Annotated in this window: 17 protein-coding genes; 6 read left to right on the top strand and 11 right to left on the bottom strand. The window is 74.1% G+C overall.

All coding sequences use genetic code 11. From position 1 onward, the window contains the following. Positions 1-2: 2 nt before the first annotated feature. A complete protein-coding gene (locus MicB006_RS04895; RefSeq protein WP_116504115.1) occupies positions 3-692 on the top strand; it encodes a TIGR03089 family protein in 690 nt (229 codons plus the stop codon). A 99-nt stretch (positions 693-791) separates the two neighbouring features. Here MicB006_RS04895 and MicB006_RS04890 read toward each other — a convergent pair whose 3' ends face one another. Next, positions 792-2783 (bottom strand): acetoacetate--CoA ligase, encoded by a 1992-nt coding sequence (locus MicB006_RS04890; protein ID WP_116504113.1) that lies wholly within the window; start codon positions 2781-2783, stop codon positions 792-794. Positions 2784-3100: 317 nt separating this feature from the next. Next, a complete protein-coding gene (locus tag MicB006_RS04885) occupies positions 3101-3616 on the bottom strand; it encodes an acyl-CoA thioesterase (RefSeq protein ID WP_116504111.1) in 516 nt (171 codons plus the stop codon). A gap of 23 nt (positions 3617-3639) precedes the next feature. Here MicB006_RS04885 and MicB006_RS04880 point away from each other — a divergent pair, with 23 nt between their 5' ends. Continuing rightward, entirely contained in the window at positions 3640-4293 is a 654-nt protein-coding gene (locus MicB006_RS04880) for a hypothetical protein (RefSeq protein WP_116504109.1), read from the top strand. A 52-nt stretch (positions 4294-4345) separates the two neighbouring features. Here MicB006_RS04880 and MicB006_RS04875 read toward each other — a convergent pair whose 3' ends face one another. Beyond that, positions 4346-5509, bottom strand: coding sequence for an acyl-CoA dehydrogenase family protein (locus MicB006_RS04875; RefSeq protein WP_116504107.1), 1164 nt, complete (start codon positions 5507-5509; stop codon positions 4346-4348). A gap of 248 nt (positions 5510-5757) precedes the next feature. On the opposite strand from MicB006_RS04875, the gene MicB006_RS04870 reads away from it, so the two are divergent. Then, the gene (locus MicB006_RS04870; RefSeq protein ID WP_116504105.1) at positions 5758-7185 is read left to right on the top strand and encodes a UDP-glucose/GDP-mannose dehydrogenase family protein; all 1428 of its coding nucleotides are present in this window, start codon (positions 5758-5760) and stop codon (positions 7183-7185) included. Positions 7186-7349: 164 nt separating this feature from the next. After that, a complete protein-coding gene (locus tag MicB006_RS04865; RefSeq protein WP_116504103.1) occupies positions 7350-12257 on the top strand; it encodes an SCO7613 C-terminal domain-containing membrane protein in 4908 nt (1635 codons plus the stop codon). A 31-nt stretch (positions 12258-12288) separates the two neighbouring features. Here the strand turns inward: MicB006_RS04865 and purE are convergent, their stop codons facing one another. The 6 genes from purE to mca all read right to left on the bottom strand — a co-directional run bounded on the left by purE (position 12289) and on the right by mca (position 20015). Further along, positions 12289-12780, bottom strand: coding sequence for a 5-(carboxyamino)imidazole ribonucleotide mutase (purE, locus tag MicB006_RS04860; protein ID WP_116504101.1), 492 nt, complete (start codon positions 12778-12780; stop codon positions 12289-12291). Then, the gene (locus MicB006_RS04855; RefSeq protein WP_116504100.1) at positions 12780-13937 is read right to left on the bottom strand and encodes a 5-(carboxyamino)imidazole ribonucleotide synthase; all 1158 of its coding nucleotides are present in this window, start codon (positions 13935-13937) and stop codon (positions 12780-12782) included. Before MicB006_RS04855 ends, purE begins: the two co-directional genes overlap by 1 nt. A gap of 64 nt (positions 13938-14001) precedes the next feature. Continuing rightward, the gene (locus MicB006_RS04850) at positions 14002-16038 is read right to left on the bottom strand and encodes a thioredoxin domain-containing protein (RefSeq protein WP_116511179.1); all 2037 of its coding nucleotides are present in this window, start codon (positions 16036-16038) and stop codon (positions 14002-14004) included. Between the two features lie 50 nt (positions 16039-16088). After that, entirely contained in the window at positions 16089-18578 is a 2490-nt protein-coding gene (locus MicB006_RS04845; RefSeq protein ID WP_192900261.1) for a bifunctional diguanylate cyclase/phosphodiesterase, read from the bottom strand. Between the two features lie 222 nt (positions 18579-18800). Then, positions 18801-19085 carry a hypothetical protein gene (locus MicB006_RS04840; RefSeq protein WP_073824871.1) on the bottom strand — a complete coding sequence of 95 codons (285 nt, stop codon included), beginning with the start codon at positions 19083-19085 and terminating at the stop codon, positions 18801-18803. Positions 19086-19133: 48 nt separating this feature from the next. Beyond that, entirely contained in the window at positions 19134-20015 is an 882-nt protein-coding gene (gene mca, locus MicB006_RS04835) for a mycothiol conjugate amidase Mca (protein WP_116504096.1), read from the bottom strand. Positions 20016-20253: 238 nt separating this feature from the next. On the opposite strand from mca, the gene MicB006_RS04830 reads away from it, so the two are divergent. Then, positions 20254-20688 carry a DUF4307 domain-containing protein gene (locus tag MicB006_RS04830; RefSeq protein ID WP_073824878.1) on the top strand — a complete coding sequence of 145 codons (435 nt, stop codon included), beginning with the start codon at positions 20254-20256 and terminating at the stop codon, positions 20686-20688. Positions 20689-20832: 144 nt separating this feature from the next. Further along, positions 20833-21333 (top strand): transcription elongation factor GreA, encoded by a 501-nt coding sequence (greA, locus tag MicB006_RS04825; RefSeq protein WP_073824882.1) that lies wholly within the window; start codon positions 20833-20835, stop codon positions 21331-21333. Between the two features lie 132 nt (positions 21334-21465). On the opposite strand, the gene ilvA is transcribed toward greA, so the two are convergent. Continuing rightward, positions 21466-22686 carry a threonine ammonia-lyase gene (ilvA, locus tag MicB006_RS04820; protein ID WP_116504094.1) on the bottom strand — a complete coding sequence of 407 codons (1221 nt, stop codon included), beginning with the start codon at positions 22684-22686 and terminating at the stop codon, positions 21466-21468. Continuing rightward, positions 22683-23597, bottom strand: coding sequence for a DUF4328 domain-containing protein (locus MicB006_RS04815; RefSeq protein ID WP_225980642.1), 915 nt, complete (start codon positions 23595-23597; stop codon positions 22683-22685). The genes ilvA and MicB006_RS04815 overlap by 4 nt, the downstream gene beginning before the upstream one ends. Between the last annotated feature and the right edge of the window lie 7 nt (positions 23598-23604).

Here is a 23604-nt window from a genome sequence, read left to right as displayed (position 1 = left end):
CGATGGCCGACAACATTGCCCGGGTGTTCGCCGACGCGATCGCGCCGGACCCCACCCGACCGCTGCTGACCTGGTACGACGACGCCACCGGCGAGCGCACCGAACTCTCCGGCGCGACGCTTGCGAACTGGGTGGCGAAGACGGCCAACCTGCTCGCCGACGAGATCGGCGCCGCGCCGGGCGATCCGGCCGGCGTGTTGCTGCCGCCGCACTGGCAGACCGCCGCCGTGCTGCTCGGCTGCTGGTCGGCGAAACTGACGGTGACCGACGCGCCGGGGCCGGTGGAGGTCCTGTTCGTGGCCGTCGACCGGGCGGACGAGGTGGCCGGGTGGCCGGCCGGCGAGCGGTACGCGCTGGCGCTCGACCCGTTCGCGCTGCCGATGCGGCAGGTGCCGCCGGGCTGCGCCGACTTCGTGACGGCGGTACGCGGGCACGGCGACCACTTCACGCCGTACCCCGAAGGTGGCGAGGCGGACGCGGCGCTGCTGGCCCGCGCGCAGGCGCGCGCCGCGGAGCTGGGCCTCACCCCCGGCGACCGCCTCCTGGTCGACGTGACCCGCTACCCCGACCCCGTCGACTGGCTACTGACTCCCCTGTCCGCCGGCGCCAGCGTGGTGGCCTGCGCCCACCCCGATCCGGCCCGCCTGGCCGCCCGAGCCGAAACCGAAAAAACAACCCAAACCCTGACCTGACCCACCCCGCCCCGCCCCGCCCACCCTCCCCCGCGATCTTGCAGTTTCGGCCCTCGGGAGGGGCGATTCACCCCTTTCGTCGGGGCGGAAAGTGCAAGATCAACGGGCGGGGGTGGGGTGGGTGCTGGTGGCTCGGCGCTGGGCCAGGGCGGCGAAGGCCGTCAGGGACTCGGGGTTGGCCAGGGCGCCCTTGGCCGCCGCGCTGTCCACCGGGGTGCCCGTCAGGATCTTCTTGACCGGCACCTCCAGCTTCTTCGCGCTCAGCGTGCGCGGCACGGCCCGGACCTGGTGGATCTCGTCCGGCACGTGCCGCGGCGACAGCGCGGTACGCAACTCCCGGCAGATCTTGCGCCGCATCTCGTCGTCGAGTTCCAGGCCCTCGGCGAGCACCACGAACAGCAGCAGCTCGCCGGCGCCGCCCTCGTCGTCCTCCAGGTGCACGACCACCGAGTCGACCACCTCGTCCAGGCCCTCGACCACGGAGTAGAACTCGGCGGTGCCCAGCCGCACGCCGCCCCGGTTGAGCGTGGCGTCGGACCGGCCGGTGATCACGCATCCGCCGCGCTCGTTCACGGTGATCCAGTCGCCGTGCCGCCACACCCCGGGATAGACCTCGAAGTACGCCTCCCGGTAGCGGGCGCCGTCCGGGTCGTTCCAGAACCCCACCGGCATGCTCGGCATCGGCTCGGTGATCACCAGCTCGCCGAGCTGCCCGATCACCGCGCTGCCGTCGGCGGAACGGGCCTCCACCTTCGCGCCGAGCGCCCGGCAGGCGATCTCCCCGGCGTACACCGGCAGCAGCGGCACGCCGCCGACGAACCCGGTGCACACGTCCGTGCCGCCGGACAGCGACTGGAGTTGGAGGCGGTCGCCGACGTTCTCGTACACCCAGGTGAAGCCCTCGGCCGGCAGCGGCGCGCCGGTCGAGCCGAGGCCGCGCACCGCGGACAGGTCGGCGATCTCCCGCGGCACCAGCCCGGCCTTGCGGCAGGCCAGCAGGAACGGCGCGGACGTGCCGAAGTACGTGGTGCCGGTGTCGGCGGCCAGCCGCCACAGCGCGCCCAGGTCGGGGTGGCCCGGGTTGCCGTCGAACAGCACGATCGCCGCGCCCACCGCCGGACCGGAGACCAGGAAGTTCCACATCATCCAGCCGGTCGTGGTGAACCACAGGAACCGGTCGGACGGACCCAGATCGTGGTGCAGCGCCAGCATCTTGAGGTGTTCCAGCAGGATGCCGCCGTGGCCGTGCACGATCGGCTTGGGCAGGCCGGTCGTGCCGGAGGAGTAGAGCACGTAGAGCGGGTGGTCGAAGGCCACCGGAGTGAACGTCAACGGCTCGTCGGTCGGTGCCGCCAGCTCCGCCCACGGCAGCGCGCCGTCGGGGGCCGGGCCGTCCGGATCGAGGTACGCGATGGCGACGGTGTGCCGCAGCGACGGCAACGCCGCCCGGATCGCGGCCACCTCGGCGCGCCTGTCCACAGGCTTGTCGCCGTACCGGTAGCCGTCGACGGCCACCAGCACCGTGGGTTCGATCTGCTGCCAGCGGTCGGTGACGCTGCGGGTGCCGAACTCCGGCGCGCAGGAGGAGAAGATCGCGCCGAGGCTGGCGGTGGCGAGCAGCAGGACGTACGTCTCGGGGATGTTCGGCGCGTACGCGGCCACCCGGTCGCCCGGCCCCACGCCGAGGCGGCGCAGCCCGGCCGCCACCCGGCGGACCCGCTCGCGCAGCTCGGCAGCGGTGAGGGTCTCCGGCGCGCGGGTCTGACCGTGCGCGATCACCGCCGGGTCGTCGTCGCCCAGCCCCGGCATCCGCAGCACGTTCTCGGCGTAGTTGAGCGTCGCGCCGGGGAACCAGCGGGCGCCGGGCATGGCCCGGCCGGTGAGCGTGGCGGCCGGCGGGGTGTGTGCGACCACGTCGAACCAGTCCCAGATCGAGCGCCAGAACGCGTCCAGGTCGGTCACCGACCACTGCCACAGCGCGTCGTAGTCGGCGAACTCCAGCCCGCGGTGCTCGGCCAGCCAGCGCAGGTAGTCACCGATCCGGGACCGCTCCCGCACGTCCGCCGGCGGCGTCCACAGCACGTCAGCCACTGTTCCACCCTCCCCTGGGCCCGCCACGACGGTGTGCCGGGGCCGTGGCGCCATCTTGCCCTACCTCGTGCCGCCATTGTCCGCGCCGGGCGTGGCGTACGGGGCGTGGCCCGCCCACACCCCGCACCCCCACCCCATGTGGCCCGCGTGCAAGGAAGGGCCCCCTATTAACGCCTCGTGCATAGGAAGGGCCCCCTGTTAACACCTCACTCCCCGCGGGGTCCGCCGCCGGACGGCGGGGGCAGCGTGCGTGCCCGGATGTTAAAAGGGGGCCCTTCCTCTACCGCAGGCGTTAATAGGGGGCCCTTCCTTACACCTCAGCCGGCGCGGTGGGCCTGGATCGCACGGCGGCGGGCCAGCCGGTGCGCCCGCCGGATCTCGGCCTCCCGGAAGCGGCGCTCGTCCTCCGGCGTCTCGGGCAGCAGCGGGCGCACCGGCCGGGGCGCACCGCCCACGTCGACCCCCACGAAGACCAGGTACGCGGTGGCGACCGGCACCGGCTCGTCCTCGGCCGAGTCCCAGCGCTCGGCGACCACCTTCACCCCGACCTCCATCGAGGTGCTGCCGGTCCAGTTGATCTGGGCGTGCGCGTGCACGAGGTCGCCCACCCGGACCGGCTCGGAGAAGACGATCTCGTCGATGGAGGCCGTCACGGCGGTGCCGCCGCTGTGCCGCGCCGCCGCCGCGCCGGCAACGTCGTCCACGAATTTCATCAGTACCCCACCGTGCACGGTCCCGTACAGATTGACATCGACCGCGGTCATGATGCGACTGAGCGTGACGCGGGAGTACGAGGTCGGCTTACCCGGCGGGACCGCGGGATGATCTGTCATGCCGAAAACGGTACGGTGCGCGGATGCGACATCTCTGGAGCTTCCTCGCCGGGTTGGCGGTGGCGCCCGTCACCTGGGTGCTCGTCACGCTCGGTCAGGACGGATCTGAGCGGACCGTCGACCGCTGGGTGGAGATCGGGACGTACAGCACGCCGAACCTGATCGAGCCGGCCGTCTATCTGGGCGTCGCCGGCATCCTGCTCGGCCTGCTCGGCACGTTGCGCTTCTCGCCGTTCGGCCCGCTCGTGGCCGGCCTGCTGCTCGCGGTCCCGTACCTCGGGCTGTTCGTCGCGCCGTTCAGCGTGCGGGACCGGGTGCCCGGTGACCTGAAGCTGCTCGGCGACCCGCTGCCGCTGCGCGACCCACTGGACAACGGCACGCTGTTCCTCATCGGCGTGCTGCTGCTGATGGCCGTGTTCAGCACGAGCCGCTGGCGGCGTCCCGCCACACCGGAGACGGCCGAGGCGGAGCTGACCCCGGCCGCCGCGCCGGTGGAGCACAAGCCGACGCTCACCGACTGGCCTCCGGCGCAGGCGAAGGATCCGGACACTCCGCCACTCACGCTGGCGTACCCCGAGACCCCGACCGAGCCGCTGCCCCGCCGTACCGCCGGGGAGTCGCCGTGGTCGGCCCCGCCGCGCGGCGCGGGCCGGCCGGAGGGCACCGAGAGCCGTTGAACGAGCGCGGGCGGGCCGGTTCGCACCGGCCCGCCCGCCCGAACGCCTCCGGTCAGCCCTTGAGCAGCTGGCGGGCCATGACGATGCGCTGCACCTGGTTGGTGCCCTCGTAGATCTGGGTGATCTTGGCGTCCCGCATCATCCGCTCGACCGGGTAGTCGCGGGTGTAGCCGTAGCCGCCGAGCAGCTGGACCGCGTCCGTGGTGATCTCCATGGCGGCGTCCGACGCGAAGCACTTCGCGGCCGCGCCGAAGTACGTCAGGTCCGCGTCGCCGCGCTCGGACTTGCCGGCGGCGGCGTACGTGAGCTGCCGCGCCGCCTCCAGCTTCATGCCCATGTCGGCGAGCATGAACTGGATGCCCTGGAAGTCGGCGACCGGCTTGCCGAACTGCTTGCGCTCCTGGACGTAGCCCTTGGCGTAGTCCAGCGCGCCCTGGGCGATGCCGACGGCCTGGGCGGCGATGGTGACCCGGGTGTGGTCCAGCGTCTTCATGGCGGTGGCGAAGCCGGTGCCCTCGGCGCCGATCATGCGGTCGGCCGGGATCCGCACGTTGTCGAAGTAGACCTCGCGGGTCGGCGAGCCCTTGATGCCGAGCTTCTTCTCCGGGGCCCCGAAGCTGACGCCCGGGTCGGACTTCTCCACGACGAAGGCGGAGATGCCCTTCGAGCGGGCTGTGGGATCGGTCACGGCGAAGACGGTGTAGTACTCGGAGACGCCCGCGTTGGTGATCCACCGCTTCACGCCGTTGAGCACCCAGTGGTCGCCGTCGCGTACCGCCTTGGTGGTCATCGCGGCGGCGTCGGAGCCCGCCTCCGGCTCGGAGAGGCAGTAGGAGAACATGCCCTCCCCGGCCGCGACCGGGGTCAGGTACTTGCGCTTCAGCTCCTCGGACGCGGCCAGCAGCAGCGGCATGGTGCCCAGCTTGTTCACCGCCGGGATCAGCGAGGACGAGGCGCAGGCCCGCGCCACCTCCTCGATCACGATGGCCGTGGCCAGGGCGTCCGCGCCGGCGCCGCCGTACTCGACGGGGATGTGCGGGGCGTGGAAGTCGGCGGACCGCAGCGCCTCGTAGGACGCCTTCGGGAACTCACCTGTCTCGTCGGCCTCAGCGGCATGCGGTGCCACCTTGGCCGCACAGACCTCACGGACCGCCTCCCGGATCGCCTCGTGCTCCTCCGGCAACCGGTAGACGTCGAACGACTGCTCTGCGGCCATGTCGGCCCTCCCCTTTCACCGCTATCATGCGCAGTCTGTACCGCCCGGGGGCCGACGACTGCCGCAAACTGAAGGATAGCCACCGGCCCCTGTCGGACCTTACCGGCGGGTAGGCTCGCGCCCGAGCGTCGCCCGCCCGGCCCCACTACCCTCACAGCAGAAATTCAGTTCCCTCGGTGCCCGGCCCAGGCGCCCCCAGCAGAATGCGACGCGTGGAAGCGCCGCCAGTGCGAGCGGAGAAGACAGGCGTGACGATTCCGTACCCGAACACCCAGCCGATGCCCGCCATCGCCGCGGTGACCCCGCCGTCCGGCGCCGCCCGTCCCCGGGTGACGTTCCTCGGCACCGGCTACCTCGGTGGGACCTACGCCATCTGCTACGCCGAGCTGGGCTACGAGGTGCTCGGCTTCGACGTCGACGCGGACAAGATCGCCAAGCTGAACGCCGGCGAGGTGCCGATCCACGAGCCCGGCCTCGACGAGCTGCTGCGGCGCAACCTGGCCGCCGGCCGGCTGCGGTTCAGCACGGACATCAAGGAGACCGCCGACTTCGGCGACGTCCACTTCATCTGCGTCGGCACCCCGCAGCGGGCCGCCGGCATGGGCGCCGACCTGTCGTACGTCGAGGCGTCCGTGACCAGCCTGGCCCAGCACCTGACCCGCAAGGCGCTGATCGTCGGCAAGTCCACCGTGCCGGTGGGCACCGCCGAGTGGGTGGAGCAGCTCGTCGGCAAGCACAGCCCGGCCGACCTCGGCGTCGAGGTGGCGTGGAGCCCCGAGTTCCTCCAGGAGGGCTTCGCCGTCGACGACGTGCTGCGTCCGAACCGGATCGTGGTCGGCGTCAAGAGCGAGTGGGCGAACGGCATGCTCTACGCCGCGCACAAGGGCGTCTTCGACCTCGCCGCCACCGAGGACCGCGAGGTCCCGCTCGTGGTCACCGACTTCGCCACCGCCGAGCTGGTCAAGGTCGCCGCGAACGCGTTCCTCGCCACCAAGATCTCCTTCATCAACGCGATGGCCGAGGTCTGCGAGGCGGCCGGCGGCGACGTCACCCAGCTGGCCCGCTCGATCGGCTACGACCCGCGCATCGGCAACCGCTTCCTCCAGGCCGGCCTCGGCTTCGGCGGCGCCTGCCTGCCCAAGGACATCCGCGCCTTCCAGGCCCGCGCGCAGGAGCTGGGCGCCGGTGAGGCGCTGCGCTTCCTGCACGAGGTCGACCTGATCAACCTGCGCCGGCGCAGCCGCGTCGTGCAGCTCGCCGCCGAGCTGCTCGGCCGCCGCTCCGGCCCGGCCGGGCCGGACCTCTCCGGCACCCGCGTCGCGGTCCTCGGCGCCACGTTCAAACCCAACACCGACGACGTACGCGACGCGCCGGCGCTCGCGGTCGCCGCGCTGCTCGGCAAGGCCGGCGCCGACGTGCACGTGTTCGACCCGCAGGGGATCGAGAACGCGCGCCGCGCGGTGCCCGAGCTGACGTACGAGGAGACCATGAACGACGCCGTCCGCGGCGCCGACCTGGTCTGCGTGCTCACCGAGTGGGCCGAGTTCCGTAACGCCGACCCGGTCGCCCTGGGCGAGCTGGCCAACGGCCGCAAGGTGGTCGACGGGCGCAACTGCCTCGACTCGACACTGTGGACGCAGGCCGGGTGGGAATACCGCGGCATGGGCCGCCCCTGACCCGCTGACCGGCCGGACCGGCCCGCCGGGGACACCCTCCCCGACCGGGCCGGTCCTTTTTGTTGTCCGGAACGCGCCTGCAACTGTCGAAATCCCGGCCCGCTCAAGGCATGCTGCCTCTGGGAGGTCCACAGTGCGAGGGCACGGGCGGACGGGAGACTGTCGTGGAGAGCTTCAGGTGCCCCTCGTGCGGGCAGGACATCAAGCCCGCCGTGGTCTGCCCGAACTGCGGCGCGCATCAGCCGCAGTGGGCCGAGCACCTGGCCGACATCGAACGGTCCATCGCCGAGATGAAGGCCCGCGACGCCGAGATCGCCCGGGAACAGCGGCAGATCGCCGCCAAGATGCAGGCCGCCCTCTTCCAGCGGGACATCCTCGCGCACGCCAGTGAGGAACGTATGCGGCAGGCCACCCGGCCGCGCCGGGTGCTGCGCCGCCGCCCCGGCCGCCGACCGCCCACCGCCGCCACCGGCGCGCCGCCCCGGGTGCCCCGCCAGGGCACGCCGCCGCCCGGCCCTCCGGAGGATCTGCCCCCGTCGCCGCCGCGCGGTCGCCCGCGCTGGCTGGACGCGGACGACCCGGAGCACCCGCCCGAGGCGTCCTCGCGGGAGGTGCAGAACATCCCCCTGGGGCTGGGCGCGCTCCTGCTCGGCGTGGCCGCGGTGGTCTTCGCGGCGGTCGCCACCAGCTCGATGGACGCGCTGGCGCGTCTCGGCGTACTGCTGCTGGCGACAGCGCTGATGCTCCTCGCCCCGCCGGTCCTGGCCCGGCGCGGGCTGACCTCCACCGCCGAGACCATCGCCGCGGTCGGGTTGCTGCTGGTGCCGCTGGCCGGGTACGCGCTCTGGGCCGTCGACCGGATCGGCGGCGGCTCCTCGGGCGCCGCGTTCGCCGGATCGATCTTCCTGGTCACCACGCTCGTCGCCCTGGGGTACGCGTACGGGACCGGTCTGCGCGCCCCACGCTTCGCCACCGTGCTGGCCGCCCAGCCGGTGCTGCCGCTGCTGGCGTACGAGCGGATCACCGGGCCGGTCGGCTGGGCGCTGGTACTCACCGTGGTGGCCCTGCTCGACCTCGCGCTCGTCCGCTCGGCGGTGGTACGCGAGCGGCCGGTCCGGCGTGACCTGCCCGCGACCGAGCCGCCCTCACCCGTCCCGCCCCGGCAGCGCGCCGACGACGACCGGCCCGAGTCGGCGCCGGAGGAGGCCGGCGAGGTGCTCGGCGGTGAGACTCCTCCGGAGCCTGCCGCCACCGCCCGGCCGGTGCCGTGGCTGTCCGAGCTGACCTGGCTGCTGCACGGTGTGGCGGTCGCTGTCGCGCTGGCGTACGCGGTCACCGGCCTGCTGCGCGCCACCACCGTCCCGCCGGCCGCCGCCGCGGGTACGACGCTGCTGCTCGCCGCCCTGGTGGCGCTGGCCGGAACGCTCGTGCTGCGCCGGCCGCCGCTGCCCGACGTCGGCGCCGGCATCCTCACGCTCGCGGTGATCGGCGCGCTCGGCCGGGTCGCCTCGGTGGCCCTGCCGGGCCGGTCCCTGCTGCTGATCTCCGCGGTCATCGCGCTGACCGGGATCGCCGTCCGGGCCGTACCGGAGGCGGCCCGGCGGGGTCCGCAGATCGCGTCGGCGGTGGCGCTCACTGTGAGCGGCCTGGTGGTCGCCGGTGGCGCGCTGCGCGCCGGGCTGGCGCCGGTCCGGGCCGCGTTGCCGGCCTGGTCGGCGGACCTGAGCGGGTGGCACGCCGAGCTGGCCCGGGCGGTCGGCCCGACCGGCTGGCAGCTCGCCGCCAGCGCGCTGCTGCTGACCGTGGCCGCGGTGATCGCGCTGCCGCCCGAGATCCGGCGGGAGTTCGCGGTGGTCGGCGCGGCGCTCACCGCGCTCGCCGTACCCGCGTCGCTCGGCCTGGGGTGGGCGGCGGCCTGCTGGCCGATGCTGCTCACAGCGGTCGCCGTCGGGGTGCTCGGGCTGAGCGCCGGCACCGAACGCGCCGCGGTGACGCACGCGGTCACCGCGGCCGGGCTGGGTCTGATCGGCGCCGGCGCCGCGCTCGCCCGGCCGGCGCTGACCGCGGCGGCGCTGACGCTGCTCTTCCTGGCCGGGGCGCTGGTCTCCCTCGCCCCACGGGTCCGGCTGGCCGCCGCCGCGACCGACACCGTCTGCGCCTGGGCGGCCGGCGGGGCGGCGTTCGCCCTGCCGGGCGCCGTCGCCGCGTTCGTCGCCGCCACCGCGCCGACCCCGCCGATCGCCACTCCGGCGAACCTGCGCGAGGTCACCGTTCCGATCCTCGCGGCGAGCTTCCTCGCCGTCTGTGTCACGCTCGGCTACGCCGCCCTGGTGCAGGTGGCGCAGCGGCACCTGAGCATGCCGCACGCGCTCGGCACCGTGCTCGGCGCGGTGGCCGTCGCCGCCGCCGCGTTCGGGGCGCCGGGCGCGACCTCGGCGGACGCCTGGGTGGGCAGTCTGCTCATGGTCGCCGCCGCCCTGCTTGCGCTCGCCCCGCGCATCGACGCGGGGCGCCGCGCCGACATGTCGCTGGACGGGTCCGACCTGGCCCTGGCAGCCACCACCGTGGCGCTCGTCGCCACGCTGGCCCGGATCGCCGCGGTGCTCGCCCCCGGTGGTCAGCTCGTGGTGGCCTCCGCGCTGGTGCTGCTGGTGGCGGTGGCCGCCCGCGCGCTGCCGGAGGAGTGGCGGCGCGGACCGATCCTCGGCATCGCCGCCGGTGGCCTGCTCCTCGGCCTGATCGCCGCCTGGAGCGCGCTGCGCGGCGGGCTCGGCGTGCTGGCCACCCCCGGCCCGATCTGGGCGGGGGACCTGAGCGGGTGGCCGGCCGCGCCGACGGGCGGGTCGACCTGGCAGGCCCCGGTCGCGCTGGTGCTGCTCGCGGTGACCGCCGCCGTCCTGCTGCCGGCGCCGTGGAAGTACGACGTGTCGGGCCTGGCCGTCGTGCTCGCCACGGTGGGTGCGCCCGCCGCGTTCGAGTTGCCCTGGTGGTCCCCGGTGCTGGTCGGCGCCATGGTGGCCACTGTCTACGGCATGGCGGCCGTAGCAGCCGTCGATCCCCGCGCCTCGCTGTCCCGGGCCACGGTGGCCGGTGTGGTGGCGCTGCACGCGGCCGGGGCGGGGCTGGTCCGGCCGGGAACCACAGCGCTGGCGCTCGGCAGCATCGCGCTGATCGGGGCGACGGTGGCCGCCCTGGCCCGCACGCTCGCGCCGTCGCTCGTGGAGGACGTACGCACCGAGGGCATGCCGCCGCACCTGGTGCAGGTGGGCGGCGCCGGCGCGGGCGCCGCAGTGCTCGCCCTGCCCGGCGCGGTGGCCGCCCTGGCCGCCGCGTTCGGCCATCCGCCCCAGGTGGTCCTGACCGCCGCTCTGGCCGCCGCCAGCATCGGCCTGGCCGCGATCGCGGCCGTACGCCGGCTGGTGCCCCAGTACCTGCCGTTCGCCAGCGTGGCGGTGGTCGGGGCGGCCACCGTCACCGCTGCCGCCGCGCTCGCGGTCGGCCTGCCGGCGGGCGTGTTCGCCGCCGCCGCCGCGCTGCTCGGCGTACTCGCCGAACTGGTACGGGCGGCCACCGTCCCGCCCGTCGGCTCGGCCCGGCCGGTACGCCGCTGGACCGTCCTGCTGAACGGGGCGATGCGCCGTGACCCGGACGATCCGGTGCTGCGCTGGCGGGTCAGCCCGGCCGCCGGCGCGCTCGCCGCCGCGGCGCTGCCCACCGCGCTGGCGCTGGCCACGCTGGCGCCCGCGCTGGTGGTGGCGTTGTTCTCGCCGTTCGCGGTGCTGAGCCGGGTGTGGCAGGGGCCGCCACCGGAGTTGCTGACCCCGCCGGCGAACGCGGTGAATCCCACCCACGTGCTCACCGCGCTGCTGCTGACCGTTACCGCGGCGCTCGCCGCCACCGGGTTCAGCGGTGGCCGGCGGTCCCGTGCGGTGCCGGTGATCCTGCCCGGGGCGGCGATCACGCTGCTGATCACGCCGGTGGCGCTCGGCCGGGGCTGGCCGGTGACCGCGCTGGCCGCGCTGGCGGTGTTCACCATCTCGATGCTCGGTCTGGCGCTGACCCCGCCGCCGGCGCTGGCCGAGCCGGGCCGGTCGATCCGGGTGGCCCGGGTGCTGGTCTTCGCCCTCGGGCTGGCCGCCGGTGGCGCCGGGCTCGCCGGCAGCCTCGCCACCAGCGACCTGACCGTTTTCACGCTCGGTGGCGCGGTCGGCGTGGGCACCGTCGCCGCGCTGTTCGGCACCACCCAGCGCGCCCGCATCCTGGGCTGGCTGTTCGGCTCGCTGATGGCCCAGCTCTTCGTGCTCACCGTCGGCCTGAAGTCCGGGCTCGCCGCGGTCTGGTCCGCCTTCGGGGTGCTCGCTGTCGGCACGGCGTTGCAGGTCTTCGCCGCCACGCTGCCCCGGCTGCGCCGCCCCGAGGCGTACCGGGAGGCGGCCACCGTCGAGTGGAGCGGCTTCGGGGCGGCGCTCATCGCGCTGGCCCTGGCGTACGACTCGCCCCGGCACATCGCCGCGCTGCTGGCCGCCTGGGGTGCTGTCCTCGGGGTGGCGGCCACCCGTCCGGGGCGGCGGCCGATGGAGCGCAACCTGCTGTTCTGGGCGGTGGTGGCCTGCGAGATCAGCGCCTGGTGGATCCTGATGCGGGTGGCTGACGTGGCGCTGCCGGAGGCGTACACGCTGCCGTTCGCGGCGCTCGCGCTGCTGGTCGGGGTGCTGCAACTGCGCCACCGGCCCGACCTGTCGAGCTGGGTGGCGTACGGCCCGGCGCTGGTCACCGCGTTCCTGCCGACGCTGGCGATCGTGATCGCCACCGACTCCAGCATGCTGCGTCAGGTGCTGCTGCTGCTCGGGGCCGTCGCGGTGCTCATCTTCGGCTCGACCAGCCGGCAGCAGGCCCCGGTGATCGTGGGCGCCGCGGTGACCGCGATCGCGGCCGTGCACGCGTTGTTCAGCCTCGGCCCGTGGCTGGTGCTGATCCCGGTCGGCATCGTGCTGCTGGTGCTCGGCGCGAGCAACGAGCGTCGCCGCCGCGCCCAGGAGCGCCTGCAGACAGCGCTGCGCGGTATGCGGTGAGCCGCAGCCGAGCACGCGGAGTGACGAACGGTCAGGCCAGGGAGGCGCGCAGCGCCGCTTCCTTCTCGGCGACCAGATCCTCCAGGCTCGCCTGGTAGGCGGCCATCTTGTCGCGCAGCACCGGGTCGGCGGCGCCCAGGATGCGTACCGCCAGCAGGCCGGCGTTGCGGGCGTTGCCGATCGAGACGGTGGCGACCGGCACGCCGGCCGGCATCTGCACGATGGACAGCAGCGAGTCCATCCCGTCCAGGTACTTCAGCGGCACCGGGACGCCGATCACCGGCAGCGGGGTGACCGAGGCGACCATGCCGGGCAGGTGAGCCGCTCCGCCCGCGCCCGCGATGATCACCTGGACGCCGCGGCCGGCGGCGGTCCGGCCGTACTCGATCATCTTGCCCGGGGTGCGGTGCGCCGAGACCACGCCGACCTCGTACGGCACGCCGAACTCGTCCAGCGCCTCGGCGGCGGCCCGCATGACCGGCCAGTCCGAGTCGCTGCCCATGATCAGCCCGACGGTGCTCATCAGTGCCCCTCCTGGAGCCAGCGGGCGGCACGAGCGGCCCGGGCCCGTACGTCCTCGAGGTCGTTGCCGAGCACTGTGACGTGCCCGATCTTGCGGCCCGGGCGGACCTGCTTGCCGTACAGGTGGACCTTGGCCCCGGGCTCGGCGGCGAACAGGTGGTGCAGCCGCTCGTCGATGGAGATGCCGCCCGGCTCGCCGCCGAGCACGTTCGCCATCACCACGACCGGCGCGGTGAGCGAGGTGTCCCCCATCGGGTAGTCGAGGACCGCCCGCAGGTGCTGCTCGAACTGCGAGGTCCGGGCCCCCTCGATGGTCCAGTGCCCGGAGTTGTGCGGCCGCATGGCCAGCTCGTTGACGACAAGTCCGGTCGGCGTGTCGAACAGCTCCACCGCGAGCAGGCCGACCACGCCGAGCGCGGTGGCCAGGTCGATCGCGAGCTGCTGCGCGGCGACGGCCTGCTCCTCGGGCAGGTCGGGCGCGGGCGCCAGCACCTCGACGCAGATGCCGCCGCGCTGCACGGTCTCCACCACCGGGTACGCGGCGACCTGCCCGAACGGTGACCGCGCCACCTGCACGGCCAGCTCGCGGCGCAGCTTCACCCGCTCCTCGACCAGCAGCGGCGTGCCACCGGCGAGCAGCGTGGCGGCCAGCTCGGCGGCCTGGGCCGCGTCGTCGACCATCCAGACGCCCCGCCCGTCGTAGCCGCCCCGGGCGGCCTTGAGCACCACCGGCCAGCCGGTCTCCTCGCCGAAGGCGATCAGGTCGGCCGGGGACTCCACCGGACGCCAGGCCGGGTTCGGCGCGCCCAGCTCGCCGAGCCGTTCCCGCATCACCCGCTTGTCCTGCGCGTGCACCAGCGCCTCGGCCGGCGGGAACAGCTTCACGCCCTCGTCGGTCAGGGCGCGGATGTGCTCGTTCGGCACGTGCTCGTGGTCGAAGGTGACCACGTCGCAGCCCTTGGCGAACGTGCGCAACGCGGCCAGGTCGGTGTGGTCGCCGTACTGGACGTCGGCGGCGACCAGCGCCGCGCCGTCGTCCGGGGCGAGCGCCAGCACGCGCAGCGACTGGCCGAGGGCGATGGCGGCCTGGTGGGTCATCCGGGCCAGCTGGCCGCCACCCACCATGCCCACGACGGGGAGACCGGTACGGGAGTCCATAGCGCCGCCAGCCTATAAGGGCCGGTGGCGGGCCGGACCGTGAGGGCGGCCCGGCCCACTCCGCTCAGCCGAGCTGCGCGACCAGCTCCTCGACGGTGGTCACCGGCCGCTGGCAGACGAAGCCCCGGCAGACGTACGCGGCGGGCCGCCCGTCGACGAACGGCCGCCCGGCCAGCAGCGGCACGCCGGGCTGGTCCGGGGCGCCGGCCACCACCACCGCGCCGGGCGGGGCGTGCAGCCGGGCAGCGGCCACCAGCGGGTCGCGCTCCGGGTCGCCGGTCGCCACCGCGATCTCGTACGGCCCGGACAGCAGCGCCTCGCCGACGGTGGCCGCGTACCCGGTGAACCGGGCGTGCCGGTCGACGATCGGCGCGACCGTCGACAGCGTCTGCTCGGCCGCCTCCCGGTAGCGGGTCTCCCCGGTCAGCGCCGCGTACGCCACGAGCGCCGCGACGATCGCCGAGCGGCCGGACGGGGTCGCGTTGTCGGTCGGGTCGGCGGGCCGGGTGACCAGGCGCTCGGCGTCGTCGGCGGTGTCGTAGAAGGCGCCGTCCGGACCGGCGAACCGGGCCAGCGCCACGTCGAGCAACTCGCCGGCCAGGCTCAGCCACCGCCCTTCGCCGGTGAGCTGGTGCATCGCGCAGAACGCCTCGGCGACGCAGCCGTAGTCCTCCAGCACCCCGGCCGGCTCACCGACCGCCTTGTCCCGGGAGACCCGGCGCAGCCGGCCGTCCACCAGGTGCACGGCGGCCAGGTGCTCGGCGGCGTCCCGCATCGCGCCGTCGGAGACGATCAGCACGCCGTCCATCAGGTTCGCGTCCTCGTCGTCCGGCGACACGAGCAGCGCGGCGACCTGCTGGAACTCGGCGATGGCGGTGATCGCGAGCCCGTTCCAGGCGGCCACCACCTTGTCGTCACGGGCCGGTTGGGGCCGGGTGTCCCGGGCGGCGAGCAGCCGGCCCACCACGTCCTGCCAGCGGGCCCGCACCGCCGGGTCGGCGTCGTCCACGTCCCGGGCCAGCCGCACCACGCTGCTGCCGTGCTCGAACGTGCCCTCGGCGGTGACCTCGAACAGGTCGGCGGCGAACCCGCCGTCGTCCTCCCCCAGCACCTCGGCGAGCTGGTCGGGGGTCCAGACGTAGGTGAGCCCCTCGACGCCCTCGGTGTCCGCGTCCAGCGCCGAGGCGAAACCCTCACCGGCGCGGTGCAGCTCGTCGGCGAGGAACCGGGCGGTGTCCCGGGCCACCCGGCGGGCCAGCCGGTCGCCGGTGAGCCGCCAGAGCTGGGTGTAGACGCGCAGCAGCAGCGCGTTGTCGTAGAGCATCTTCTCGAAGTGCGGCACGGTCCAGTGGCCGTCCACCGAGTAGCGGGCGAAACCGCCGGCGAGCTGGTCGTTGAGGCCGCCGCGGGCCATCGCCTCGCAGGTGTGCCGGACGATCTCCAGGCTGCGGGCCGAGCCGGTGCGCTGGTGGTGCCGGAGCAGGAAGAGCAGGTTCATGTGCGGCGGGAACTTCGGCGCGCCGCCGAACCCGCCGTTCGTCTCGTCGTACTCCCGGGCGAGCTGGCTCGCGGCGGCGTCGAGCAGGGCGGCGGTGAGCGGGGCGGTCACGCCGCCGACGGCCTGCGCGCCGCCGATCGCCTCGACCACGGCGGCGCCCTGGCGCAGCACCGCCTCACGCTGGTCGCGCCAGGCGGCGGCGACCGAGCCGAGCAGGCGGATGAAGTTGGCGCGCGGGAAGTACGTGCCGCAGAAGAACGGGGTGCCGTCCGGCGCGGCGAAGACGGTCATCGGCCAGCCGCCCTGCCCGGTCATCGCCTGGGTGGCGGTCATGTAGACCGCGTCGACGTCGGGGCGCTCCTCCCGGTCGACCTTCACGCAGACGAAGTCGTCGTTCATCAGCCGGGCCACTGCCTCGTTCTCGAACGACTCGTGGGCCATCACGTGGCACCAGTGGCAGGCCGCGTAGCCGACCGAGATGAGCACCGGCACGTCGCGCCGCTTCGCCTCGGCGAACGCCTCGTCGCACCAGGGCCACCAGTCGACCGGGTTGTCGGCGTGCTGGAGCAGATAGGGCGACGTGGCCTCGGCGAGTCGGTTCACCACCCGACCCTATCCACCATCGCCGTCCGACGCCGTGGGCGCGGCAGGGTTCAGGAAGCGCCGTCGGCGCGCAGCGGGAACACGTTGCCCCGGGCCCCGTCCCGCAGCGACCCGAGCACCGCGGCGATCTTGTCGGCGGGCATCGGCTTGAAGAAGTGGTAGCCCTGCGCCGCGGTGCAGCCCAGCTCGGCCAGCGCGGTGCGCTGCTCGGCGGTCTCGACGCCCTCGGCCACGACCCGCAGCCCCAGCTCGTGGGCCAGCCCGACGGTGGTCCGGACGATCGCCGCCGCCTCGGGCGAGTCGGCCATCCGGAGCACGAACGACCGGTCCACCTTCAGCTCGTCCACGGCGATCCGGGTGAGGAACGTCAGCGAGGAGAAGCCGGTGCCGAAGTCGTCCACGGCGAGCTGCACACCCATGGCGCGCAGCATGGTGAGCACCTCGTCGATGACCTCCAGCTCGCTCATCACCACCGTCTCGGTGATCTCCAGAACCAGCCGGTGCGGCGGCACCTGGTGGCGGCGCAGCGCCTCGTCGATCTCGGCGGGCAGTCGCGGGTCGAGCAGGCTGCGCGCCGACAGGTTCACCGAGATGGGGACGTCCAGCCCTTCCCGTGCCCACCCGGACGCCACGGCCAGCGCCTTGTCCAGCACGTACCGGGTGAAGCTGCCGAGCTGCTCGCTGTTCTCCACCGGGCGGATGAAGTCGGCCGGGCCGAGCCAGCCCCGGCGCGGGTGCCGCCACCGGATCAGCGCCTCCACGCCGGTCGGCGCGCCGGTGGCCAGGTCCACCGCCGGCTGCAACGCCAGCACCAGCTGGTCGTCGGCGGCCAGCGCCTCCCGCATCTCCGCGAGCAACGCCAGGTGGTCGGTGCTCGCCGCGTCGCGGGAGCTGTCGTACGCGGCGACGCTGCCGCCGCCCTCCTTCGCCTGGTACATGGCGATGTCGGCGCGGCGCAGCAGCTCGGTCAGGTCGGCCGCCCCCGCGTCGGCCACCACCACGCCCACCGCCACCTCGACGGACATCCGCACCCCGGCCACCTCGGTCGGGGCGGCGAGACGTTCGGCGACCTCCCGGGCCTGGCGCAGCGCGTACGCCAGCGGGGCCGCGCGGTCCTCGACCAGCGGCACCGAGGTCAGCAGCAGGGCGAACTCGTCGCCGCCGAGGCGCCCGAGCAGGTCACCGGGCCGGGTCAGCGCGGCGAGCCGGTTGGAGGTGAGCCGCAGCAACTGGTCGCCGGCCGAATGCCCGAGCGTGTCGTTCACCTCCTTGAACTGGTTCACGTCGAGCAGCAGCAGGGCCACCGGGTGGTCGTGGGGGCGCTGCCGCAACGCCTGGTCCCCCTTGGTGAGCAGCGCCGCCCGGTTCAGCAGGCCGGTGAGCTGGTCGTGCACCGCGTCGTACGACGAGCGGGCGGTGACCAGTCGCAGCTCCCGGTGGGTGGCGGCGTCGTGCAGGGCGGCGGCGAGCGCGTCCCCGAAGGCCGCCACGCCGTCGCGTTCCCGGGCGCTGGGCGGGGCGGACCGGGCGAACCGCACCCGCAGCCGGCCCACCTCGGCGGGGCCCACGACGAGTTTCCGCACCAACTCGTGCTCGGCAACCCCGGCGCACCCGACGGGTTCCACCTCACGGTCGCGGACCTGCCCGCCACGATCGGCCCGGTACCGGCGCCAGCGCCCCTCTCCCCGGGCCACGTCGACCTCGACCAGCTCGGCGCCGAACAGGGTGAGCGCGCCGGTCACCGCGGCGGTCGCCACGCCCCGCTCGTCGAGCTGGTTGAGCGCTGCGGTGGCCTCGGCGAACGCCCGCCAGGTCCGCCGCTCCTGGTCGGCCCGCAGCCGGTGCCGGTAGGTCTGCTGGAGCAGCCAGAGCGGCGGCGGCAGGAGCAGCAGCCAGCGCGCGTCGAGTTCGAGCAGCGCGACCACCACCAGGCCGACCGCCACGTTGCCGACGAACATGAGCAGCTTGCCGCGCAGCGCGGCGAACAGCGGCGGCCCCATCGGGATGCCGTGCCGCAGCGCGAGCGCCACGGCACCCAGGAAGGCGGTGGTGAGCAGGTACGTCACCGCGGCGGCGGTCAGCGTTAGCGCCAGCTCCGGGGTGGGCGCGGTGAGCAGCGGCGGGCCGAGGGCGGTCGCGACGGCCGCTGCCAGCGCGGTCGCGGCGGTGAGCGAGCCCGCGATCCCCGCCAGCTCCAGGGCCGGTCGACGGTCCGAGACCACCGACATGACGGTCCAGGCGGCGCCCGCCCCGAGCAGGGCCGCGGCCGGGAGCCAGCCGGCCGGCACCAGCCAGAGGCAGACCACCAGCGCGGCCTCGCCCCAGGTGATGCTCACCATGCCCGACGCGGTACGGAAGCGCAGCCGGGCGAGCTGGGCCACCGCGAACGCGACGGTGGCGATACCGAACCGGGCCGGGCCGGGCAGCGGCTGGTCCACCGGAAGGTGCGACGGGACGCCGAGGCCGAGCACGGCAGCCAGCAGACCGGTGAACGCGACCGCGACGGTCAACACGACGACGCCCGTCGGCGTCCCGCGCAGGCCGACCCGGTCCGGGGGACGGTCGGCCGGCTCGGTGGTCACGGGGCCGCCCCGTCACCGGGCCGGGCGGGGGCATGGCCGGGGGCCGGTGCTGCCTTCGACATCGGCGTCCCCCTTCCGCGCAGGGTCCGGGGCCTGACGGTCCCCCCGGCGGAAGGCTAAGCCAAAGCCGGTGGTCGCAACAGGGGGCGACGACCGGATTGGGCGTGATTCACGCGGTGTTCAGCTGTTCCGGCGCTGCTGGGAGCCGCTGGGCGCGTTCGTCGGTGAATCCTGCTCGACGAGCCCTTCTGTCGGATCGGCGACTGCGGAATCGACCCGGTCCGGGCCGGCCTGCTGCGGGAAGCGGTCGGGCAGCCGGCGCAGCCGGGCGTTCATGTTGCGGATCAGCAGGACGGTGACGGTGGCCAGCGCGAGGATGAGGAAGAGGCCCATCGGACCGGCCAGACCACCCGTGCGGGTGTCACCGAAGTTGTTCTGCGCGAGCACCTCGACGGTGGTCAGCATGGTGTTCCTCCGATGTGCGACTGGGCACCAGGGTAGACCCCGGCCGGGTCAGTGGGCACGGCACGCCTCCCGTACGCCGGCGAAGAGGTCGGACTCGGGCAGCGGGCTGTCCAGCAGCGATCGGGCGAGTTGGAAGTCCTCCGTCGGCCAGGCGCGCTTCTGCAGCTCCATCGGCACCTGGAACCAGAACCCGTCCGGGTCGATCTGGGTGGCGTGGGCGCGCAGGGCGTCGTCGCGGACCGGGAAGTAGTCGGCGCACTCGACCCGGGTGGTGATCCGCGCGCCCTTGTCGGGGCGCTCGTCCCAGCGCTTCATCCACTCGCCGTACGGCGACTCGAGCCCGGCGGCGAGCACCGCCTCGTGCAGGCTCATGATCTTGGCGCGGGAGAAGCCCACGTCGTAGTAGAGCTTGAGCGGCTGCCACGGCTCGCCCAGCTCGGGGTGGCGGTCGGGGTCACCGGCCGCGTCGAACGCCGCCACAGTGATCTTGTGGGTCATGATGTGGTCGGGGTGCGGGTAGCCGCCCTCCTCGTCGTACGTGGTGACGACGTGCGGCCGGAACTGCCGCATCAGCCGCACCAGCGGCGCGGCGGCGACGTCCACGTCCTGCAGGGCGAAGCAGCCCTCCGGCAGCGGCGGCAGCGGATCGCCCTCGGGCAGCCCGGAGTCGACGAAGCCCAGCCACGCCTGCTCGACACCGAGGATGGCCCGGGCGGCGTCCATCTCGGCCCGCCGGATGTCACCGATGTTGGCCCACACGTCGGGGCGGTCCATCTTCGGGTTGAGCACGCTGCCCCGCTCGCCACCGGTCGCGGTGACGACCAGGACGTCCACCCCCTCGGCGACGTATTTCGCCATGGTGGCGGCGCCCTTGCTCGACTCGTCGTCGGGATGGGCGTGCACCGCCATGAGACGCAGCTGTTCTGCCACCTTCGGCGCTCCTCGTCTGTGCCCGCCGACCCACGTCCGGTCGGCTGACCTGCCGGAATCTCCCCCCGCGCCCGCGAAAGCCCCCGTGACGGCCGGTCGGGGGCCGCCACCGGAGTGGCCAGGGCCACGCCCGCCGGTCCAGGCCGACCTGCCATCCTTGACTCAGCGCCGGGCTGGGAAGATGGACCTAGCCATTCTTGCCGATGCCGCCGACAACAACGCCAGGAGATACCCGCCGGTGAGCGAGACGCACGCCACAGTCGCAGCGGGAGCGCCGGTCTACCCGCCCGGCCGGTACGGCCGACGCCGGGAACCGGGCCGCCGCCGGCCACTCCTGCTCGCCCTGACGGTGACGGTCCTGCTCGCCGTCCTCGGGCTGGGCGCGGCGAAGCTCTACTACCAGTACGGCGACCCGGAGTACCAGGGCGAGATGATCAGCTACTCCGACATCACCGACTCCCGGGTGACCGTCGACTTCCGGGTCACCGTGCCGCCGGGTGGCTCCGCCACCTGTCTGCTGCGAGCCCGCTCGCACGACGGCGCCCAGGTGGGCAGCGTCGAGACCACGGTGACCGCGGAGCCGGGCCAGCGCCACATCCGGACCCGCCAGGAGGTGCCCACGAGCGCCCGGCCGTTCATCGGCGAGGTGTTGCGCTGCCGGCCGGCCGGCTGAGCCGGAGCGCCGGCGAGCCGCCGGCAACCGCACCCCGGTCCCGTCGCCGGCACCGGGGTGATTGATCACACCTCGACGTGTGCGGCACTGGTAGCCTTGCAAGTTCACCTGTCAGCCAGTCCGCACCAACCGAGGAGACCGCCTGTGTCCACAAATGGAAACGAGGCGCCCGCCACCTGGCTGTCCCAGGACGCCTACGACCGTCTGCAGGCAGAGCTCGACGAGCTGATCGCCAATCGACCGGTCATCGCCGCCGAGATCAACGCCCGGCGCGAGGAGGGCGACCTGCGGGAGAACGGTGGCTACCACGCCGCCCGCGAGGAGCAGGGCAAGGCCGAGGGTCGCATTCTCTACCTGAAGGAGCTGCTCCGCACCGCCAAGGTCGGTGAGGCTCCGGACACCGACGCGGTGGCGCCCGGCATGGTCGTGAAGATCTACTTCGACGACGACGCGGACGACAGCGAGACGTTCCTGCTCGGCTCGCGGGAGATCGCCTCCACCACCGACCTGACGGTCTACAGCCCCGAGTCCGCGCTCGGCCGGGCCATCCTCGGCGGCAAGGCCGGGCAGACCTGCACCTACACCGCTCCCAGCGGCGCCGATATCAAGGTGACGATCGTTTCCTTCGAGCCGTACAGCGGCTGACCTTCCGGACCCGCGCCGGATGGCTCGGGTCCCGAACCCGACCGAGGCTGACAGGCTCCTCGGACCCGAGCCGCACACCCGAACGCCCCGCCCGGATCATCCGGCCGGGGCGTTCGCGTCGACCGGGAGGGCTCAGCCCTCGCCGGTGAAGACCACCTGGTAGCCGCTGGCCCGCAACGCGCTGATCAGGGTGTCCGAGTGCTCCACCCCGCGCGTCTCCACGGACAGGGCCACCTCCACCTCGCCCAGGCCCAGGTGCGGGTTGGCCCGCTGGTGCACCACGTCCACCACGTTGGCCCGGTGCTCGGCGATCTCGCCGAGCAGGGAGGCGAGCTGGCCGGGCCGGTCGACGCAGCGCACCGTGATCCGCAGGAACCGGCCGGCCGCGGCCAGGCCGTGCTCGATCACCCGGAGCATGAGCAGCGGATCGATGTTGCCGCCGGAGAGCACCGCGACCACCGGCGCGGTCACCTCCACCGCGCCGGCCATGAGCGCCGCCACGCCGACCGCCCCGGCCGGCTCGACGACCTGCTTGCCGCGTTCCAGCAGCATCAGCAGCGCCCGGGAGATGTCCTCCTCGGAGACCGTGACGACCTCGTCGACGAGCTTGCGGACGTGCGTGAAGGTCAGCTCCCCCGGCCGGCCGACGGCGATCCCGTCGGCGATCGTCGCGAACGAGGGCAGCCGTACCGGCTCGCCGGCGCGCAGCGAGGGCGGGAAGGCGGCGGCGCTCGCCGCCTGGACCCCGATCACGCGTACGTCGGGACGCAGCGCCTTGGCCGCCGCCGCCATCCCGGAGACCAGCCCGCCACCGCCCACCCCGGTCACGATGGTGCGCACGTCCGGGCACTGTTCGAGGATCTCCAGCGCCACAGTGCCCTGCCCGGCGATCACGTCCGCGTGGTCGAACGGGTGGATGAACACCGCGCCGGTCCGCTCCGCGAAGGTCTGCGCCGCGACGAGCGACTCGTCCACCGTGTTGCCGACCAGCTCGACCTGCGCGCCGTACCCCTTCGTGGCGGCGACCTTCGGCAGCGGCGCGTTCACCGGCATGAAGACGGTGGCGTGCGCGCCGACCAGGCCGGCGGCGAGCGCCACCCCCTGGGCGTGGTTGCCGGCACTCGCCGCCACCACCCCGCGGGACCGCTCCTCGGCCGAGAGCCGGGAGATCCGCACGTACGCGCCACGCACCTTGTACGACCCGGCGCGTTGCAGGTTCTCGCACTTGAGCCAGACCGGCCCGCCGAGCGCGGCGCTGAGCGGCCGGGACGGCTCCAGCGGGGTGGTACGGGTGACACCGCCGAGCAGTTCCCGCGCGGCCTGAACGTCGGCGAGACCGACCAGTTCCGTCATGCCCCGATCGTGCCACCCGGCCCCGGCGGAACCTGCGGCGACATGGCCGAGGCGGCTGGCGCGGGCCAGCCCGGGTGCCCGGGCCAGGCGGGCTGACCGGGCCAGGAGGGCACCGCCCGCGCGAGCCGGTCCTGCTGGGCGGCGGAGATCCGGCGGACCAGCACGACGAACGCGATCCCGGCGATCAGGCAGGCCACCGCCGGCACCAGCCGGGGCGCGAGCGCCTCCTCGTAGAAGCGCACGTACGTGCCGAACTCCGCGTCGTTGCGGGGCAGCTCGGTCAGCCGGTCGTACCGCTGCTGCTCGGCCCGCGCGACGAACCGGTCACCGATCAGGAACACCAGCCAGCTCGCCCACCACACCCCGACCAGCCACGACTGGCGGCGCTGCCACACGCTGTTGCGGAGCAGGTCGGCGAGCACCCGGGCCGGCACGACGAAGTTGGCGAACGGCACCAGCCAGCCGGCGATCGCCCACGCCGGACTCAGGTTCGGCACGGCGCCCGGGAACGCGTCCAGGTTCTTGCGCGCCCGCCAGGTCCAGATCACCACGAGCGTCCCGGCGGTCAGCAGGGCGAGCAGGTAGGGCAGGGTGAACAGCACCTCGACCAGCACGACGCCGAGCAGCACGTCCCGGTCGAGCTGCTCGGCGGCCGAGCGGGCCATCTCTGCGCCCACCAGGGGGAACAGGGCCGTCAGCAGGTAGCACAGGGTGGCGGTGCCGACCGCGAATGCGCTGGCCACGGCCAGTCCGCGTACGCCGTAGGTGGGTACGCCGGGGGCCACGGCGGGCTGGCCGACGCGCGTGCCGCAACGCTGGCACTCCTCGTAGGCCGGGGACGTGGCGTCCCCGCAGGTCTGGCAGTGCATGGTGGGACCGTCCGAGGTGGTGTGCGCGACAGGGGCGCGCACACGCTAG

The sequence above is a fragment of the Micromonospora sp. B006 genome, assembly GCF_003408515.1.
Classification (GTDB): Bacteria; Actinomycetota; Actinomycetes; order Mycobacteriales; family Micromonosporaceae; genus Micromonospora; species Micromonospora echinospora_A.
Note: the sequence above shows the minus strand (reverse complement) of the source record. Positions and strands in the feature narration are given on the sequence as shown.

Bases quoted from the DNA above. Each gene is read 5' to 3' on its own strand.
- MicB006_RS04875 (WP_116504107.1), bottom strand. From the start codon at position 5,509: ATGGCCGCAGAGCAGTCGTTCGACGTCTACCGGTTGCCGGAGGAGCAC.
- purE (WP_116504101.1), bottom strand. From the start codon at position 12,780: ATGAGCACCGTCGGGCTGATCATGGGCAGCGACTCGGACTGGCCGGTC.
- MicB006_RS04840 (WP_073824871.1), bottom strand. From the start codon at position 19,085: ATGCTGACCACCGTCGAGGTGCTCGCGCAGAACAACTTCGGTGACACC.
- MicB006_RS04855 (WP_116504100.1), bottom strand. From the start codon at position 13,937: ATGGACTCCCGTACCGGTCTCCCCGTCGTGGGCATGGTGGGTGGCGGC.
- MicB006_RS04885 (WP_116504111.1), bottom strand. From the start codon at position 3,616: ATGACAGATCATCCCGCGGTCCCGCCGGGTAAGCCGACCTCGTACTCC.
- MicB006_RS04880 (WP_116504109.1), top strand. From the start codon at position 3,640: ATGCGACATCTCTGGAGCTTCCTCGCCGGGTTGGCGGTGGCGCCCGTC.
- MicB006_RS04895 (WP_116504115.1), top strand. From the start codon at position 3: ATGGCCGACAACATTGCCCGGGTGTTCGCCGACGCGATCGCGCCGGAC.
- ilvA (WP_116504094.1), bottom strand. From the start codon at position 22,686: ATGACGGAACTGGTCGGTCTCGCCGACGTTCAGGCCGCGCGGGAACTG.